Origin of the sequence: Amycolatopsis xylanica (assembly GCF_900107045.1) — a bacterium.
Lineage (GTDB): Bacteria > Actinomycetota > Actinomycetes > Mycobacteriales > Pseudonocardiaceae > Amycolatopsis > Amycolatopsis xylanica.
In genome coordinates this window covers 365,810-381,885 of the sequence record NZ_FNON01000005.1, presented here as the reverse complement: position 1 = coordinate 381,885, position 16,076 = coordinate 365,810, and the positions used below count along the sequence as shown (strand labels likewise).

The 16,076-nt window shown below is 68.9% G+C and carries 13 protein-coding genes; 9 read left to right on the top strand and 4 right to left on the bottom strand.

The window, feature by feature from the left end; all coding sequences use genetic code 11:
* Positions 1 to 7 precede the first annotated feature (7 nt).
* Complete coding sequence (locus BLV57_RS24680) at positions 8 to 748, bottom strand: hypothetical protein (protein WP_091293218.1); 741 nt, start codon at positions 746 to 748, stop codon at positions 8 to 10.
* Between the two features lie 47 nt (positions 749 to 795).
* The gene (locus BLV57_RS24675; protein WP_091293219.1) at positions 796 to 2,235 is read right to left on the bottom strand and encodes a hypothetical protein; all 1,440 of its coding nucleotides are present in this window, start codon (positions 2,233 to 2,235) and stop codon (positions 796 to 798) included.
* A gap of 101 nt (positions 2,236 to 2,336) precedes the next feature.
* Between BLV57_RS24675 and BLV57_RS24670 the strand changes: the two genes are divergently transcribed.
* The 4 genes from BLV57_RS24670 (at position 2,337) to BLV57_RS24655 (ending at position 8,347) form a co-directional block, all read left to right on the top strand.
* Positions 2,337 to 2,774: a PPOX class F420-dependent oxidoreductase gene (locus tag BLV57_RS24670; protein WP_091293216.1), complete on the top strand. Its 438-nt coding sequence runs from the start codon at positions 2,337 to 2,339 to the stop codon at positions 2,772 to 2,774.
* 247 nt (positions 2,775 to 3,021) lie between these two features.
* A complete protein-coding gene (locus BLV57_RS24665; RefSeq protein WP_091292518.1) occupies positions 3,022 to 5,604 on the top strand; it encodes a PQQ-dependent sugar dehydrogenase in 2,583 nt (860 codons plus the stop codon).
* A 119-nt stretch (positions 5,605 to 5,723) separates the two neighbouring features.
* Positions 5,724 to 7,133, top strand: coding sequence for a hypothetical protein (locus BLV57_RS24660; RefSeq protein WP_091292516.1), 1,410 nt, complete (start codon positions 5,724 to 5,726; stop codon positions 7,131 to 7,133).
* Entirely contained in the window at positions 7,130 to 8,347 is a 1,218-nt protein-coding gene (locus BLV57_RS24655; RefSeq protein WP_091292514.1) for a glycosyltransferase family 2 protein, read from the top strand. Before BLV57_RS24660 ends, BLV57_RS24655 begins: the two co-directional genes overlap by 4 nt.
* 48 nt (positions 8,348 to 8,395) lie before the next feature.
* Here the strand turns inward: BLV57_RS24655 and BLV57_RS24650 are convergent, their stop codons facing one another.
* Positions 8,396 to 8,971, bottom strand: coding sequence for a TetR/AcrR family transcriptional regulator (locus BLV57_RS24650; RefSeq protein WP_091292512.1), 576 nt, complete (start codon positions 8,969 to 8,971; stop codon positions 8,396 to 8,398).
* Positions 8,972 to 9,076: 105 nt separating this feature from the next.
* On the opposite strand from BLV57_RS24650, the gene BLV57_RS24645 reads away from it, so the two are divergent.
* A complete protein-coding gene (locus BLV57_RS24645) occupies positions 9,077 to 9,961 on the top strand; it encodes a sterol desaturase family protein (protein WP_091292511.1) in 885 nt (294 codons plus the stop codon).
* Here the strand turns inward: BLV57_RS24645 and BLV57_RS24640 are convergent.
* Positions 9,889 to 10,785, bottom strand: coding sequence for an alpha/beta hydrolase family protein (locus tag BLV57_RS24640; RefSeq protein WP_091292509.1), 897 nt, complete (start codon positions 10,783 to 10,785; stop codon positions 9,889 to 9,891). The genes BLV57_RS24645 and BLV57_RS24640 overlap by 73 nt on opposite strands.
* 22 nt (positions 10,786 to 10,807) lie before the next feature.
* On the opposite strand from BLV57_RS24640, the gene BLV57_RS24635 reads away from it, so the two are divergent.
* The 4 genes from BLV57_RS24635 (at position 10,808) to BLV57_RS24620 (ending at position 16,073) form a co-directional block, all read left to right on the top strand.
* Complete coding sequence (locus BLV57_RS24635; RefSeq protein WP_245757499.1) at positions 10,808 to 13,333, top strand: tetratricopeptide repeat protein; 2,526 nt, start codon at positions 10,808 to 10,810, stop codon at positions 13,331 to 13,333.
* Positions 13,334 to 13,336: 3 nt separating this feature from the next.
* Positions 13,337 to 14,476 carry a glycosyltransferase family 4 protein gene (locus tag BLV57_RS24630; protein WP_091292507.1) on the top strand — a complete coding sequence of 380 codons (1,140 nt, stop codon included), beginning with the start codon at positions 13,337 to 13,339 and terminating at the stop codon, positions 14,474 to 14,476.
* Positions 14,470 to 15,150 (top strand): class I SAM-dependent methyltransferase, encoded by a 681-nt coding sequence (locus BLV57_RS24625; RefSeq protein ID WP_091292506.1) that lies wholly within the window; start codon positions 14,470 to 14,472, stop codon positions 15,148 to 15,150. The genes BLV57_RS24630 and BLV57_RS24625 overlap by 7 nt, the downstream gene beginning before the upstream one ends.
* Positions 15,151 to 15,236: 86 nt before the next feature.
* On the top strand, positions 15,237 to 16,073 hold the full coding sequence (locus BLV57_RS24620; protein WP_218134871.1) for a prenyltransferase: 837 nt from the start codon (positions 15,237 to 15,239) through the stop codon (positions 16,071 to 16,073).
* Positions 16,074 to 16,076: the final 3 nt, after the last annotated feature.

Sequence of the window (16,076 nt, the reverse complement as noted above, 5' to 3'; positions counted from 1 at the left end):
CCCGCCTCTAGAGTGTGTCCGAAATGGACGGTCGAAGGGTGCCGGCGCCGTCGCCGACCGAGACCACGTTCAGCGCCAGCAGCTCCTCGAACGCGCTGTCGGCGGCGAGCTCGCGCACCTGCACCTGGTAGCGCGGGGTGGTCCGGTACGTGCCGCCCTGCTCGGTGTTGACCTGCACCAGGAACCCTTGCTCGGCAAGGAAACGCAGCGCCCGCGAGACCATGCCGCGGGTGGTGTCCGAAGCGAGCCTGCCGTCCTTGGTGGCCGCCGCGGCCGGGCGCCGCGCGTAGGCGCGCCACGCCTGCTCCAGCTCGGGGGCGTCGGACAGCGGGTCGTTGTTCAGCTCCGCCTTGGCCGCGCGCTCGTCCAGGATCCGGCAGGCCTCGCGGACCACGCCGTCGACCTGCTCGACGGTCACCCGGCCGATATAGGTGTCGTTCGCCAGGTCGTCGGGGCGCGGGTAGCCGAGCGACGCGGTCGCCAGGTGCACGATGCCGTGCAGCACCTTCTCGGTCTCGCGCCGCTCGCGGATCTTGCTCTGCCGCGCGTAGGAGTCCATCTTGATCTCGAAGACCGACTCGTCGGTGGCCGCGAGCACCGCGCCCGACATCGCGCTGACGTCGAGCACCATCAGCCCGAGCCCGGCCGCGACCGAGTTCGTGAGCTGCTTGAACGCGCTGTCCTCGCCATAGCGCCGCACGAGGTCGGCGTACACGACGTCACGCCCGGGCAGCTGCTTCGGGCGCATGCCGAAGGAGATCAGCCTCGCGGCCGATTCGGCGTCTCCCAGGACACTCACGCGCTTTCCTCCCTTTCGATCCACGCCGAAGCGAGCAGCAGGTCCGCGCCGCCGAACTCCGGATCGTCCAGCACCTGGCCGTCGTCGACGGCGATCAGGGCCCGATCGTCGCCCTGGCGGACCGCGGCCGCCACTTCGGGGCTGTAGGCGTACAGCGCCCGCAGCGCGACGAGCCGCGCGAGCTGCGGGTCGATCTCCCTGGCCGCCGCGATCAGGCCGGACAGGCGCCGGGGCACCTCGGGCAGGTCGAGCAGCTCGTCGGCCTGGCGCCACTGCTCGTCGCTGTAGTAGTCCAGTGTCTCCGACGGCACGAGCTCGGGCTCGGGCACCTCCCCGACCGTCTTGTCACGCTCGGGCGCCGGCCGCAGCAGCAGCGAGACCAGCGAGGACAGCGACGGCACGATCGGCACGTCCAGCCCGGACGCGCCGTGGAAGAACCGCTCGACCGGCGCGACCGCGTCGGCGATCGGCAGCTCCAGCGTCGGCACCAGCAGCTGGCCGAACAGGTCGATCGTGGCGCGCTGCGGCGGACCGGAGAACTGCTGGCGGTCCTGCTCGGCGCGGAACGTGGCGCCCGCCGCCTGCAGCCGCGACTGGAGCTGGGTGTGCCGGGAGATGCAGTCGCCGACGATGTCGACCAGCTCGGCCGCCCGGCGCTTGCGGTCGGGGTCCTCGGCGTCGTCGCGGGCGGTGGTGATGTTCTTCAGGATCGCGTTCTCGGCGCGGAACCGGGCTTCGATGTGGGTGAGCGCCGAGTCGAGCAGCTCGGGCATCTCCTTGTCCCAGTCGACGGCCCGCACGTCGCGGCGGGTGGCGTCGAGCTTCGCGCGCAGCGTCTCGCCGTACTGGACCGTGCGGTAGCGGGCCTGCTCGGCGGCGAGCTTCGCGTCGGCGAGCCTGCCGCGCTGGATCAGGTTCTCCAGCTTGACCTCGGCGGCGATCTGCGCGGACTCGACGTCGGTGTCCAGCGCGCCGACCAGCACGTTGATCGCCTCGTCGCTGGCGCGCAGGTAGACCTCGCCGTCGGGCGCGGCCAGCTCGACCAGGAGCTTGAAGTCGAACGCGCGGCGCTGGTAGCGGCCTTGCGCGTCGACGCTGCCGTAGACCCGCCGGAAGCCGCGGTCGGCCGTGCCGACGTTGATCAGGTTGTCGAGCACCCACTTGGCGACCCTGGTGTGCTCGGCGGCGGAGCGGCCGGGCGCCTGCGCCGCGATGAACGGCTGCAGCCTGCGGATCACCTCGTGGTGGTCGGCGCCGGTGTCGAAGTCCATCGCGATGGTGACCTGGTCGATCGTGTGCAGCGCGATCTCGGCCATCTGGTAGACCGTCGCGTCCGCCCAGTCCAGCAGCGCCTTGCGCGAGTCGAGGTCGTGCAGCGGCGCTGTGCAGGCGAGCGCCTTCAGGCGACGGGCCAGGCCCTCGTCACCCACGATCAGCTCGGTGTCTCGCACAGCGGGCCAGGTTAGTCGCCGCCACCGACACTCCGCTCGGGTGACCCACGCGCGAACGGGCGGAACTCACGGTAGCGTCCGTGATCATGCGCGAGATGAGCCGGGACGAGTGGTGGAAGTTCGCCAGCGAGGGCACGCGGACGGGGAAGCTGGCGATCGTGCGCGCGGACGGGCGCCCGCACGTGACGCCGATCTGGTTCCTGCTGAACGAGACACCCGACGGCGACGAGCTCGTGTTCACCACCGGCAAGGAATCGCTCAAAGGAAAGGTCCTGCGGCGCGATCCGCGGCTTTCCCTGTGCGTCGATGATCAGAAACCGCCGTTTTCCTACATCCAATTCAGCGCGATCGCGACGCTGCACGAGGATCTCGCGGAAATGTACCGGTGGGCGAGAGATATCGGTGGCCGGTACATGGGGACGGGCCGCGCCGAGGAATACGGGAAACGAAACGCCGTTCCGGAGGAATACCTGGTGCGCGCGAAGATCACGAAAGTCATCGCCAGCGCGGGGATCGCTGACTGACACGAGGGCGCGTCAAGCGGCCACCGGGCTGACGGACTGGTCCGGTCGGTGACGTTCTGCCCGAATCCAGCCGAAAGTCGCTCACCATAAGTAAGCGCTTTCCGTCGGTATTGACACACCTCGCGCGAAGGTGTGTGATCTGTCCCATAGAAAGGAAACTTTCTTAACTAAACGTGTGGGCTGATAACCCGCATCCGCCGGTGCTCCACCCTCCGTCGTACCCCGGATATCTACTTAGGAGGCCTCCGTGGCACCCCGTCCACACTGGCGCGCGTTACTGGCGTGCGCGGCCGCGACAGCGACAGCGGTCGCGCTCGCGCCCGCACTCCCGGCTTCGGCCGCACCCGTCGACTACCAGTCCGAATCAGCGACGATCGGCCAGGGCGTCGTCGAGTCGAACCACGCAGGCTACACCGGCAGCGGGTTCGTCAACTTCGACAACGTCACGGGCAGCTACGTCGAATACTCCGTGAACGCCGCGCAGGCGGGCTCGTACAAGCTGACCTTCCGCTACGCCAACGGCACCACGGTCGACCGCCCGCTGGCGGTCACGGTCGACGGCGGCAACGCGGGCACCGTGTCCTTCCCCGGCACCGGCGCGTGGACCACCTGGGTCACCAAGGACCTCACGGTCAGCCTGACCGCGGGCGTCAACAAGATCCGGACCACCGCGACCACGGCCAACGGCGGCCCGAACGCGGACAAGATCTCGCTCGACTTCTCCGGCGCCGCGGACACCGAACCGCCGTCCGCGCCGAAGAACCTGACCATGAGCAACCTCAAGCCGACGGCGGCGACCTTCACCTGGGAGGCGGCCACCGACAACGTCAAGGTCACCCGGTACGAGATCAACCGCGGCGGCAACACGCTCAAGGTGGTCGACGGCAACACGCTGTCCGCGACCGTCGACAACCTGACCGCGAACACCGACTACGACGTCTCGGTCGGCGCGTTCGACGCGGCGGGCAACGCCTCGCAGCAGAGCAACGTCGTGCAGTTCAAGACGCCGCCGAGCAACGACACCGAGCCGCCGACCGTGCCGGGCAACCTGCGCTCGACCGGCGTCACGGCGAACAGCGTCTCGCTGGCGTGGAACGCCTCCACCGACAACAGCGGCACCGTCGCCGGCTACGACGTCTACCAGGGCGCCACCAAGGTCGCGAGCACGAGCACCCTCGACGCGACGGTGACCGACCTGGCCGCGAACACCAGCTACACCTTCACCGTCAAGTCGCGCGACCCCGACGGCAACACCTCGGCGGCCAGCAACGCGGTGACCGTGAAGACCACCGGCGGCACCGGCGGCGCGGGCGGCGTGCCCGAGTACGACAAGGACATCGCCAAGGTCGACCTGGCCTGGGCCGTGGACTTCCTGCCGGACGGCTCGGCGCTGGCGACCGAGCGCGACCGCTTCGAGATCCTCAAGATCAGCCCGTCCGGCCAGAAGACCACGCTGGGCAAGGTCCCCGGCGCGGTCACCACGACCGGTGAAGGCGGCCTGCTGGGCCTGGCGATCTCGCCGAACTGGTCCGCCGACCACGCGATCTACGTCTACCACACGGCTTCCGGCGACAACCGGATCGTGAAGATGACCTACGACGGCACCACCCTGTCGTCCACCTCGACCCCGGTGCTCACCGGGATCGCGAAGAACCGCTACCACAACGGCGGACGGCTCAAGTTCGGCCCGGACGGCAAGCTCTACGCCACCGTCGGCGACGCCAAGAACGGCGGCAACGCGCAGAACAAGAGCTCGCTCAACGGCAAGATCCTGCGGCTGAACGCCGACGGCTCCGCGCCTTCGGACAACCCGTTCTTCGCCACCGGCGGCAACGCGCGCTACGTGTGGAGCTACGGCCACCGCAACCCGCAGGGCATCGCCTGGGACTCGCGCGGCCAGCTGTGGGCGGCCGAGTTCGGCGAGTCCAGCCAGGACGAGCTGAACCTGATCCAGAAGGGCGGCAACTACGGCTGGGACGGCTGTGAAGGCACCATCGGCGACTGCGGTGGCTCCATCGCGCCGAAGAAGACCTGGTCGACCTCGTCCGGCGGCCCCTCGGGCATCACGATCGTCAACGACTGGATCTACATCGCCGCGGTGACCGGCTCCCAGCTCTACGTCACGCAGATCAACGCGGCGGGCAACGGCGTCGGCACCGTCAAGTCCGTCTTCGGCGGGCGCTGGGGCAGGCTCCGCGACGTCGTCAAGTCGCCGGACGGCGGCCTCTGGCTGACCTCGACCAACAACGACAAGAACGGCGGCTCGCCCGGCACCATCGACAACGTGGTGGTGCGGCTGAAGTTCCCGGGCGGGACCGACCCCGGCCCCGGCACCGGCGACTTCGCGCTGACCAGCTCGGCGTTCAAGGACAACGCGACCATCCCGACCAAGTACACCTGCGCCGGTGACGGCGTGGCCGGTCAGGACGTCTCGCCGCCGCTCGCCTTCGGGCCCGGCACGACCGCCGCGAAGGGCTACGCGATCGTCTTCGCCGACGTCGCCAACGGCGGCAACAAGCTCCACTGGGCGATCTGGGACATCCCGGCGTCGGCCACGGGGCTGCCGGAAGGCCTCGGGGCGGGCTTCAACGTCCCGAACCAGGCCGGCGCCAAGCAGAAGGCCATGGGCAGCGGGGCGAACTCGCAGAAGTTCTTCGGCCCCTGCCCCGGCGGCTCGACCCACCCGTACACCTTCACGCTCTACGCGCTGAAGGCGGCGACCGTGCCCGGCATCACCTCGAGCTCGACCATGGCGCAGATCGAGACGGCCATCAAGGCCAACTCGTCGGCCAGCGTCAAGCTGCGCGGCAACTCGAACGCCGGCACCTGATCGACGGCCGGGGTGACGCGAGGGCGAACCCGTCACCCCGGCCGTGACCAACCCCGATACGTCAGCCCCCTGGACTCGCTTCCAGGGGGCTGACGTGCTTCTTGTATTGTTCGCGCATCATGAAGGGGATCTTGCGGGGGCATTGGCCGTTCCTCATCGTGCTCGCTTCCGGCCTGGTCCTGCGCGTGCTGACGATGGCCGCGTACTACCCCGCGTTCTGGTTCCAGGGCGACAGCGGCGCCTATCTGAAGGCCAGTGGCCAGCTGGCTCCGGGAAACGGGCCGAACACCCTCGGCTATCCCCTTTTCCTGGCGATTTTCCGTCCTTTCGGCTCGCTCGCGCTCGTTTCGGCCGTGCAGCACCTGCTCGGGCTCGGGCTCGCCGTCCTCCTCTACGTGTTCCTGCGCCGCCGCGGCCTGCCCGGCTGGATGGCGGTGGTCGGCGCGACGCCGACGCTGCTCGACGGGCACCAGATCACCCTGGAGCACTACCTGCTCGGTGAGGCGCTGTTCACTGTGCTGCTCACCGCGTCGATCATCGTGCTGCTGTGGAACGACCGGCCGACCTGGCTGATGTGCGCAGGCGCCGGGGCGTTGCTCACCGGCGCCGTGCTGACCAGGACGGTCGGCCTTGGGATCTGCGCGCTGGTGCTGGTGTATCTGGTGATCCGGCGTGCCGGACTGAAGCAGGTGCTGGCGTTCGGGCTGACCGTGCTGGTGCTGATGCTCGGCTATCTCAGCTGGTCGAAGGTGGCGAACGGGCACTTCGCGCTGAGCACCGCGCAGGGCCGCTACCTCTACGCCCGCACCGCGATCGTCGCGGACTGCTCGAAGCTGGACCTCACCGACGAGCAGCGTCCACTGTGCCCTCGCGAGCCGCTCGACCAGCGGCCGGAGCGGCCCGACTGGTACCTGTGGGTCTCCCCGGTGCTGAAGGACTACGGCCCCGAACGCGACGACATCCCCGGCGGGTTCGCGAAGGCCGTCATCACGCAGCAGCCGCTCGACTACGCGGGTTCGGTGCTGTCCGACCTCGGCAAGTACCTGCTGCCCGGACAGCAGAACTACGGGCCGTCGATGAACTGCCTGTCGTCGTGGTGGCTGATGCCGTCCGATCTGCGCGACACGGTGGCGAAGGAGGACCGCTGCAAGCCGTTGCTCGCCGACGGTGCGAGCTTCGCGAGCGAGCCGTCCGAGTCCCAAGTGGAGCCTTCGGCGCTGCGCGACTTCCTCGCTTGGTACTCACGCCATGTCCAGACTCCGCACACCGCACTCGGCATCGCCGTGCTGCTGGGCCTGGCCGCTTTGGTGTTCCGCCCGCGCCGCGGCCGCTGGCGTGACGGGCTCGACGCCGGCCTGCTGGTCGGCACCGGGCTCGCTCTGATGGTCGTCGCGGTGGCGACGTCGATGTACGAACCGCGCTACGGCGTCCCCTCGATCACCCTGATGGCCGCAGGCGCGATGCTCGCGGTCCACCGGCTGCGCGGCGCCTCGGCGCGCGCGGAGTCACCTGAGTTGGAGAACGTGTGAACCAGAACCTCGAAGTGACCGTGCTGCTGCCCTGCCTCAACGAGGCGGAGACGCTGGCCGTCTGCGTGACCAAGGCCGTCAAGTGCCTCGAAGAGCTGGGCGTCGAAGGCGAGGTGCTGGTCTCGGACAACGGCAGCACCGACGGCTCCCAGGAGATCGCGGTGCAGTGCGGCGCCCGGGTGGTCAACGCGCCGATCCGCGGCTACGGCGGTGCGCTCATCGCGGGCATCGAGAACGCACGCGGCAAGTACGTGATCATGGGCGACGCCGACGACTCGTACGACCTCGGCAACCTCGGCCCGTTCATCGAGAAGCTGCGCGCGGGCCACGACGTGGTCATGGGCAACCGGTTCCGCGGCGGCATCGCGCCCGGCGCCATGCCCGCGCTGCACAAGTACCTGGGCAACCCGGTGCTGAGCTGGCTCGGCCGCAAGCTGTTCGGGCTGCGTGACGTCGGTGACTTCCACTGTGGACTCCGCGGCTTCAACCGCGACCGCATCCGGGAGCTGGACCTCTGCATGCCGGGCATGGAGTTCGCCTCGGAGCTGGTGGTCCGCGCGGCGCTGGCGGGCTACGACCTCGTCGAGGTGCCGACCACGCTGAAGCCGGACGGCCGGTCCCGGCCGCCGCACCTGCGCACCTGGCGTGACGGCTGGCGTCACCTGCGCTTCCTGCTGGTGTTCGCGCCCGGCAAGACGCTGGTGGGTCCCGGGGTCCTGCTGTTCCTGCTGTCGCTGGTCGCGACGGTCGCGCTGACCGCCGGGCCGGTGACGATCGGCAGCGTGCGGTTCGACCTGGCCGCGCTGGTGTACGCGAGCCTGGCGTTGCTGGCGAGTGTGCAGCTGCTGCTGTTCGGCGGCTGCGCGAAGCTGTACGGGCGCGCCAACGGGCTGACCAAGGACACCGGGTCACGGCTGCTTTCCCTGATGCGGCTGGAAGTACTGCTCGGCATCGGCGCGGTGCTGCTGCTCGGCGGCCTGGTCGGCACCGGGTTCGCGGTGTCGATCTGGAGCTCGGCCGACTTCGCGGACCTGCGTCCCGAGGAGATCATCCGGGTCGTCATGCCGTCGGCGACGGCGATGGCGGTCGGCATCGTGTGCGTGTTCTCCGGGCTGCTGGCGAGCCTGCTCACTTTGCGCACCGCCCCGCGCAAGCCACCCGCGGTGACCGAGGAAGAGATCCTCGCGGAAGCCGCCCTCGAGCTTGGGGCGTAAGGGGTCGTGAGTGTTCCGGCCGGTTAGAACCGGCCGGAACACTCACGACTACCAGCCGAAGAGGTTCTTCATGATGCGGGCGCAGCGGTCGGTCATGGCCGTGGCGTCCTCGCCCGGCTGGTCGATCCACCAGCTGATGAGCGAGTCGACCACCCCAGTCCACACGTGCGCGATGGCCTCGATGTCCTGGTTCTCGGTGAGCCCGCGCGCGTGCATGAGCTGCGTCGCGCCGATCAAGGCGAACGCGTCCAGCTGCGCGCGATAGTCGCGTACCGCGTCGCCGATCTCGCCGACCGTCGGCAAGCTGTTGTCGCGCAACAGTTTCCAGGCGTAGCGGTCGTGGTCGAAGGTGCGGAAGATCGCGCCGAGCACCGCCAGCGGCATCTGCTCGGGTTCGCCGCCCGCCGCCATCGTCTCGGCGACGCCCTGGGTCAGCCGGTCGCCCGCGCGGTGCAGGCAGGCCAGGTACAGGCCGTCCTTGGAGCCGAAGTACTGGTACAGCAGCGGTTTCGTGACGCCGACCAGTTTCGCGATGTCCACCATGGACGCTCCGGCGTAGCCGTTGCGGCCGAACTCGTCGGTCGCCGCGCCGAGAATGAGCCCCTCCCGCTCGGAACGGGGCATGCCTTTCGTCCCGACGGACCTTGCCTCTGCCACCGCGCTATCTTACGCTGGAGTAAATGACCTTAGGGTAAGTTACCGTAGAGTCACATCCGAAGGGGTGATCCCATGACGGAGTTCCTGGCCCATCTGCGTGACCCGGTGCTGTTCGCGACGCCGGTGTTCCTGCTGTTCGTCGCCGTCGAGGTGCTGGCCGTGCACGTGCTCGGGCACGACGACAACGTGGTGGGCTACAGCGCGAAGGACACCAGGACCTCGATGGCCATGGGCACCGGCGCGCTGGTGGTGAACGGGTTCTTCCGCGTGGTCATGCTGTTCGTCTTCGCGGCGATCTACGAGTTCGCGCCGGTCAAGTGGGATCCCCGCGACTGGTGGACCTGGGTGATCATGCTGCTCGGGCAGGAGCTGGTGTTCTACGCGTACCACCGCGCGAGCCACCGCGTGCGGCTGCTGTGGGCCGGGCACCAGGTGCACCATTCGAGCGAGCACTACAACTTCTCGACCGCGCTGCGGCAGAAGTGGACGCCCTATTTCCAGCTGCCGTTCTGGTCGATCCTCGCGTTCGCCGGCATTCCGCCGTGGATGATCCTGACCGGCCTTTCGATCGATCTCGTGTACCAGTTCTTCGTGCACACCGAGAAGATCGGCAAGCTGCCGCGCTGGTTCGAGTACGTGTTCAACACCCCGTCGCACCACCGGGTGCACCACGGCAGCGACGCCGAATACCTCGACGCCAACTACGGCGGCATCCTGATCATCTGGGACCGGATGTTCCGCAGCTTCGTCCCGGAGGGCAAGCGGCCGACCTACGGGCTCACCAAGAACATCAAGACCTACAACCTGCTCAAGGTCGGCTTCCACGAGTACGGCTCGATCATGCGCGACGTCCGCGCGGCGCACACGTGGCGAGCGCGTCTCGGTTACGTCTTCGGGCCGCCGGGCTGGGAACCCGCGGTCGCCACGGCGGCCCCGACCGGCGCCTTGGTGAGGTAGAAAGTCGCCTCGTGCGGCTTCGCGCCGTTGTCGACGGTGTAGCCGCTCTCCAGCACTCCGTCGGCGCCGGGGAACAACGCGGTGAGGTCCGGCCGCGCGGCCACCAGGTCGTCGCGGTCGGCCAGATTGACCCACCGGCGGACGTTCCCCGGCACCCGCGGCGGCTGCGGCCGCGTGCGCTCGTACACGACGGTGCGCAGCCCGAGCGGCGAACCGAGCGTGACCAGCAGCGGCAGCGGCCGGTCCAGCCGGTGCGCCGCCTCGTACGCGACGACCGAGCCGAGCGAATGCCCGATGATCACCTCGGTCTCGGGCCCGATCAGCGCGGCGACCCGGGCCTGTGCGCGCTCGCGGATCCCGTCGTCGGTGAGGTACAGCGTGACCTGCCGCAGCGCCCTGACGATCACCCGCTCGGCGAACGCCACCCCGAACCGCGCGAACGGCTTCACCCGCACGAGCGCGTTGAGCACCGGCCGCACCGCCGCCCGGACACCCTGTTGCTCCCCCGGCTGGCCCGCGAGTTCCCGCTGAGCCAGCACGTCACCGGCCTCGGCGGCCCTGGCCAGCCACTCCGCGGCCAGCGCGGCGGCGAGCTCCTCGTCGTCGAGCTCGTCGGCCGAACCCTGCTGGTCGGTTTTGGCGAAGACGTCGCCATAGAACGCCATCCGCGCGTCGCCGGGCCCGTCACGCCACAACCGGTCCGCGACCTCGGGATATCCGGCGGTGCGGACCCCGCCCGCCAGGCTGGGCAGCCATTCGGCTTCGAGCGTATCCGCCGACTTCTGCTCTTGGGCAATTCCGTGTACAAGCACGATCCGGGCCACGACGCACAGTATCGTGATCGTCGTGGGAGAGCGGCTGGCCTTGGTGATCGCGTCACAATGCGATTCATTGAATCTGCTGTCGTTCCTGCCCAAAGCCGCGCACGAAGTCGCCGAAGCCCTGCTCGACCCGGAGATCGGCGCCTGCGTACCCGCAGTGCCTTCCCTGGACACCGGCACCCTCATCGACCCCACGATGGTCGAACTCGACGACGCGCTCGTCGACGCCTTCGAGCGCGCCTCGGACACCGAGTCGACGCTGTTCTTGGCGCTGGTCGGCCACGGCGACTACGCGAACGACGACTTCTACTTCCTCACCCGCGACGCCCAGTACCCGCCGGACAGCCGCAAGTCCTACCTGCTCGCCCAGCGGATCAAGGAGCTGCTGAGCCGGTACTCCCTGCTCGACGGCCTGGTCATCCTGCTCGACACCTGCCACGCGGGCATCGCGGCCGTCCAGGCGGCCGAGCGCTGGTCCCGCATCGTCGGCGCGGCGGGCAAACGCTTCGAGGTGCTGACGGCCTCTGATGACCGCACCGCCGCGAACGGCTGCTTCAGTCTCTCGCTGGCGAAGATCCTGCGCTCCGGCGACCCGGAGCTGGGTGAACGACTCCGCTGCCCTGATCTCAAACGAGTCATCTCCGGCCACTGCCCGGCGCAGACAGCCGTGCATCTGGCGTTCGACGGCACCTGGCTCACACCGAAGGGCGACGAAGGCCTCTGGCTGGCCCGTAACGCTTCAGAGGCTTGGCAGCCACTGCGCGGCAATCCGGCAGCTGAAGAGATCGAACGTCTTACCGAGGGTTACCGCCCGACGCGTGAGTTGCGCGACGTGGTCAGCCAGGTGCTCGGGGGCGCCCGCTGCGTCCAAATTCTCGGTGACCGGCAGGAGGCTTCTTCACTGCTCGCCGCTTTGGCGCGCCCCGCGGTCGCCGGGCGCTCCGTGCCGCTGGATTTCCTGGACGCGGTCCTGTTCGCGACACCCGGTCAGACCGTTGAACAACTGGCAGGGGAACTGGCCCGGCAATTGGCCCGAAGCGTTCCCGGCTTCACCGAAGTCAACCGGCCGGATCTCAGCGCGTTCGATCGCTCGGTGCTGGAACCGTTACGCGCGCTCGACCGTGACGAGCCCATCCGGATCGCGATCGACGGAATCGCCAGGCTGGCACGATTCGACCGCGAACGGCTGCGCGACTCACTGCTCGAGCTTGTGCACGACGCTTCACTCGACTGGATCCAACTGATCCTCACCATCGAGGCCGTCGATCCGTGGCCGCACAGCTCGGTCGTGATCTTCCCCGACAATCTGGTAGTGCGCCTGCCCGCAGAGGTGGAACCACCCACGATCGGCCCGCCGGTGATCACCGACCGGGGTACCTCCGAGCCCGTGGCGGAAGAGGAAGAGGTGACCGAGTTCGACCTGCTCGAGCTGCTGCGGTTCACCAAACTACTCGGGCCCCTGCCCGTGGCCGTGCTGCTCGCGGCGAGCGCGCGCAGCGGGGGCCCGGACCGCTTACCCATTTTGCGCGACGAGTTGTTCACGCAGCGAGACAACGTGGTGCGGCCCGGTGCGGGCACACCGGACGAACATGTCGAGTTACTCGGCCTGCGCGCCCGAATCGGCCACATCACGCGCGTCGGCGACTACCAAGGGACGCTCGCGGTCCTGCTGCACGCGATCGGCGAAGCGGCCGAGGAGGACCTGCCTTCGCAGCGCTACGCGATAGCCAACGAAGCCGAGTTGTACTGGATGGCGGGACGCAAGGCCGATGCGGTACACAGCCTGGAAACCCGGGAACTCGGCGTGCCTGTGGAGAACCGGGAACGTTGGGCGCATTGGGCGGCGCGAGTGGCCGACTCGGTCGGCGAGGATGACCGATTGGCCATCATCTGCCGGGCCCGGCACGCGACCTGGACCGGCAAGGCGGGTGATCCGGCCTTGGCGATCGACCGTTTCCAGCAGCTCCTGCCCGTCGCCGAACGGGAACTCGGGCCCGACGATCCCGAAACGCTGAGCATCCGGAACAACCTCGGCTGGCAGCTGTGGGAGCTGAACCGGTTCGACGAGGCACGCGAGGTTTTCCGCGAGCTGGCAAGGGATTCCCACGAGGCGCTCGGACCGGCACATGTGGAGACCATCCACGCACGGCACCTGCTCGCGGTGGCCGAGGGCAAGTGCGGCGATGGCCCGGAACTGCTGCGCCAGGAACGAGAACTGCTCCCGGACGCCATCGAAGCGCTCGGGAAGGACCACGAGTTGGTCGCCAAGATCGAACACAACATCGTCTTCTGGAGCACCGAAATCGACGCACCCCCCCCCGCTCTTCACGAGCATCGACGGCTGCTCGGCCAGGAACGGGCGAGGTTAGGTGAACGGCATCCCGACTTCCTCGACATCTGGTTCACCTACGCGCTCGCGCTGCACAGGCACGGCCAATCCGGCGCGGCGGTGGCCGAACTGCGCGCGCTGCTGCCGATCTCGCTCGAAGTGCGTGGTGAGCACCATGGCGAAACCGCCAAGATCCGCGCGAAGCTGGCCGCATGGGGATGATCGGTGAGCGCGCTCCGCATCGCGCTGCTGACTTATCGCGGCAATCCCCGCTGTGGCGGGCAAGGCGTCTACGTCCGGCATCTGAGCCGGGAACTGGTCGCGCTCGGGCATCACGTCGAGGTCATCGCGGGGCAGCCGTATCCCGAGCTGGATCCGGGTGTCACGCTGACGAAACTGCCAAGCCTCGACCTCTTCGCCGAGCCGAATCCCTTTCGCCGAGCCAAAATACGCGAACTCAAGGCGTTGCCGGACTGGCTGGAGTACGCCGCGATGCGCCGGGGCGGGTTCGGGGAGCCGCTGGCGTTCTCGTTGCGGGCGGCTTGGTACCTGAGACGCCGGGATTTCGACGTCGTGCATGACAACCAGAGCCTCGGGTACGGGCTGCTCGGGACCGGGCTGCCGGTGCTGGCGACCGTGCATCACCCGATCGCCATCGACCGTGAGCTGAAGCTCGCCGCCGGGCGGGAAGGCGTCGAGCGCTGGTACGGGTTCGTCGGCATGCAGCACCGAGTCGCGCGCAGGCTGCCGAAGATCTTGACCGTGTCCGAAGCGTCGCGTGACTCGATTCGCGAGCACATGGGCGTGGTCGCAGAGGTCGTACCACTGGCCGCCGACACGCGGATTTTCAAGCCACGCCCCGAAATCGCGAAGGTGCCCGGGCGGATCGTCACCACGGCGAGCGCGGACGAACCGTTGAAGGGGCTGGAACATCTGCTCGCGGCGCTGGACTCGCTGCCGGAAGCGGAACTTGTCGTAGTCGGCAAGCGCAAGCCCGCCGGGCCGCGGGTGCGGTTCGTCAGCGGGCTCAGCGACACCGCACTCGCCGAGCTGATCGCCAGTGCCGAAGTCGTGTGTGTGCCGAGCCTGTACGAAGGGTTTTCGCTGCCCGCCGCCGAAGCGATGGCGTGCGGAACGGCGTTGGTCACCACCTCGGCGGGCGCGATTCCCGAGGTCGTCGGTGACGCGGCGATGATCGTGCCGCCCGCGGATTCCGACGCGCTCGCGAAGGAACTGCTGCGCGTGCTGACCGACGGCGACCTGCGGGCGCGGCTCGGCGCGGCAGGGCTCGCCAGGACCGCCACGCTGAGCTGGGAAGCCACCGCCCGTGAGACCGTCCGGCACTACCGGGAGCTGACGTGCTGACCGTGGACTTCCGCCGGTTCGGGCGGGGCGGCCGGGTGCTCGATCTCGGCTGCGGTGATGGCAGGCACGCCTACGCGGCGTGGCGGCTCGGGTCCGATGTCGTCGCGGTCGACGTGGCCGACGCCGAGGTCAAGCATGTGCGCGACAAGTTCGACGAATTGACTCGGGACGGCGGGCCGTATGGCCTGGCCGTTCGCGCGAACGGGCTGGCGCTGCCGTTCCCCGATGGCGGCTTCGACCGGGTGATCGCCGCCGAGGTGCTCGAACACGTCCACGCCGACCGCGCGATGCTGGCCGAGGCGGTGCGCGTGCTCGCGCCGGGCGGGGTGCTCGCGGTGACCGTGCCACGCTGGTGGCCGGAACGGATCTGCTGGGCGCTTTCCGAGGAATACCACCAGGTCGAGGGTGGCCACATCCGGATTTACCGGCGCCGTGAGCTACTCGCTCGTTTGCGTGAGGCCGGGCTCGAACCGTTCGCGGGGCATCACGCGCACGCGTTGCATTCGCCGTACTGGTGGCTGAAATGCCTGGGCGAGAACAGGATCACCGAGGCGTATCACCGCTTTCTGGTGTGGGACATCATGAAGGGGCCCCGATGGGTGAAACTGCTCGAACGCGTGTTGAACCCGGTGCTCGGCAAGAGCCTCGTGCTCTACGCTCGCAAACCGCGCTGACCATCGCGGCCACCCAGTGGTCCACCGGCGGGATCCCTTGGGAGACAGGGAAAGCGCTCGACCCGTGGTGTCACGTCGAGGCCGCCATGGGACTCGACGTCGCCGGGTTCCACGCTGAGGCCGAAGCGGCGTACATCTGGCTGGCGGCCAACCAGAACGCGGACGGCTCCTGGTTCGCGGGTTACCAAGAATCCAGCCCGTCCGACAGGGCACTCGACGCCAACTTCACCGCGTACATCGCCGTCGGGCTCGCTCTGCACACCAGGCTGCACGGCGAGACGCTGGCCGCGCAACTGTGGCCGACGCTCGAACGCGCCATCGGTTTCGTGCGGCGGCTGCAGCGCCCGACCGGCGAGATCACGTGGCGTGTGGGCTCGAACCTCGCCCTGCTGACCGGAAACTGCAGCATCCACCACGCGCTGCGGCACGCGAGCGCGCTCGCCGCCGCGCTGGGCCGTCCCCGGCCCGCGTGGGACGACACGGCGGACCGGCTCCGGCTCGCGATCAGCTGCCCCGGCCTGTTCGAGCCGAAACCGCATTCGATGGACTGGTATTACCCGGTTCTCGGCTCGGTGCAGCCCGAAACGGCGCTGGCCGCCGACTGGGACCGGTTCGTCGTGCCGGGGCTGGGCGTGCGCTGCGTGCACGACCAGCCGTGGGTCACCGGCGGCGAGACCAGCGAACTCGCGCTGACGCTGGCCACGCGTGGCCGCCTCGCGGAAGCGACCACGCTGCTCGGCCAGGTCGAGCGCCTGCGGCACGCCGACGGTTCGTTCTGGACCGGCTACCAGTTCGAGGATCGCGTGCTGTGGCCCCAGGAACGGACCACGTGGACCGCGGGCGCGTACCTGCTCGCCCAAGCCGCGGTGACCGGGAACCCGGCTGTGCACGCGGTCTTCGGCGAACTTCAGACCGGGATTTAGCGG

What these genes read in the sequence shown, in the direction of transcription:
- BLV57_RS24680 (WP_091293218.1), bottom strand. Translation starts at nt 748, where the DNA reads ATGCGCCCGAAGCAGCTGCCCGGGCGTGACGTCGTGTACGCCGACCTC.
- BLV57_RS24670 (WP_091293216.1), top strand. Translation starts at nt 2,337, where the DNA reads ATGCGCGAGATGAGCCGGGACGAGTGGTGGAAGTTCGCCAGCGAGGGC.
- BLV57_RS24660 (WP_091292516.1), top strand. Translation starts at nt 5,724, where the DNA reads ATGAAGGGGATCTTGCGGGGGCATTGGCCGTTCCTCATCGTGCTCGCT.
- BLV57_RS24650 (WP_091292512.1), bottom strand. Translation starts at nt 8,971, where the DNA reads ATGCCCCGTTCCGAGCGGGAGGGGCTCATTCTCGGCGCGGCGACCGAC.
- BLV57_RS24645 (WP_091292511.1), top strand. Translation starts at nt 9,077, where the DNA reads ATGACGGAGTTCCTGGCCCATCTGCGTGACCCGGTGCTGTTCGCGACG.
- BLV57_RS24620 (WP_218134871.1), top strand. Translation starts at nt 15,237, where the DNA reads ATGGGACTCGACGTCGCCGGGTTCCACGCTGAGGCCGAAGCGGCGTAC.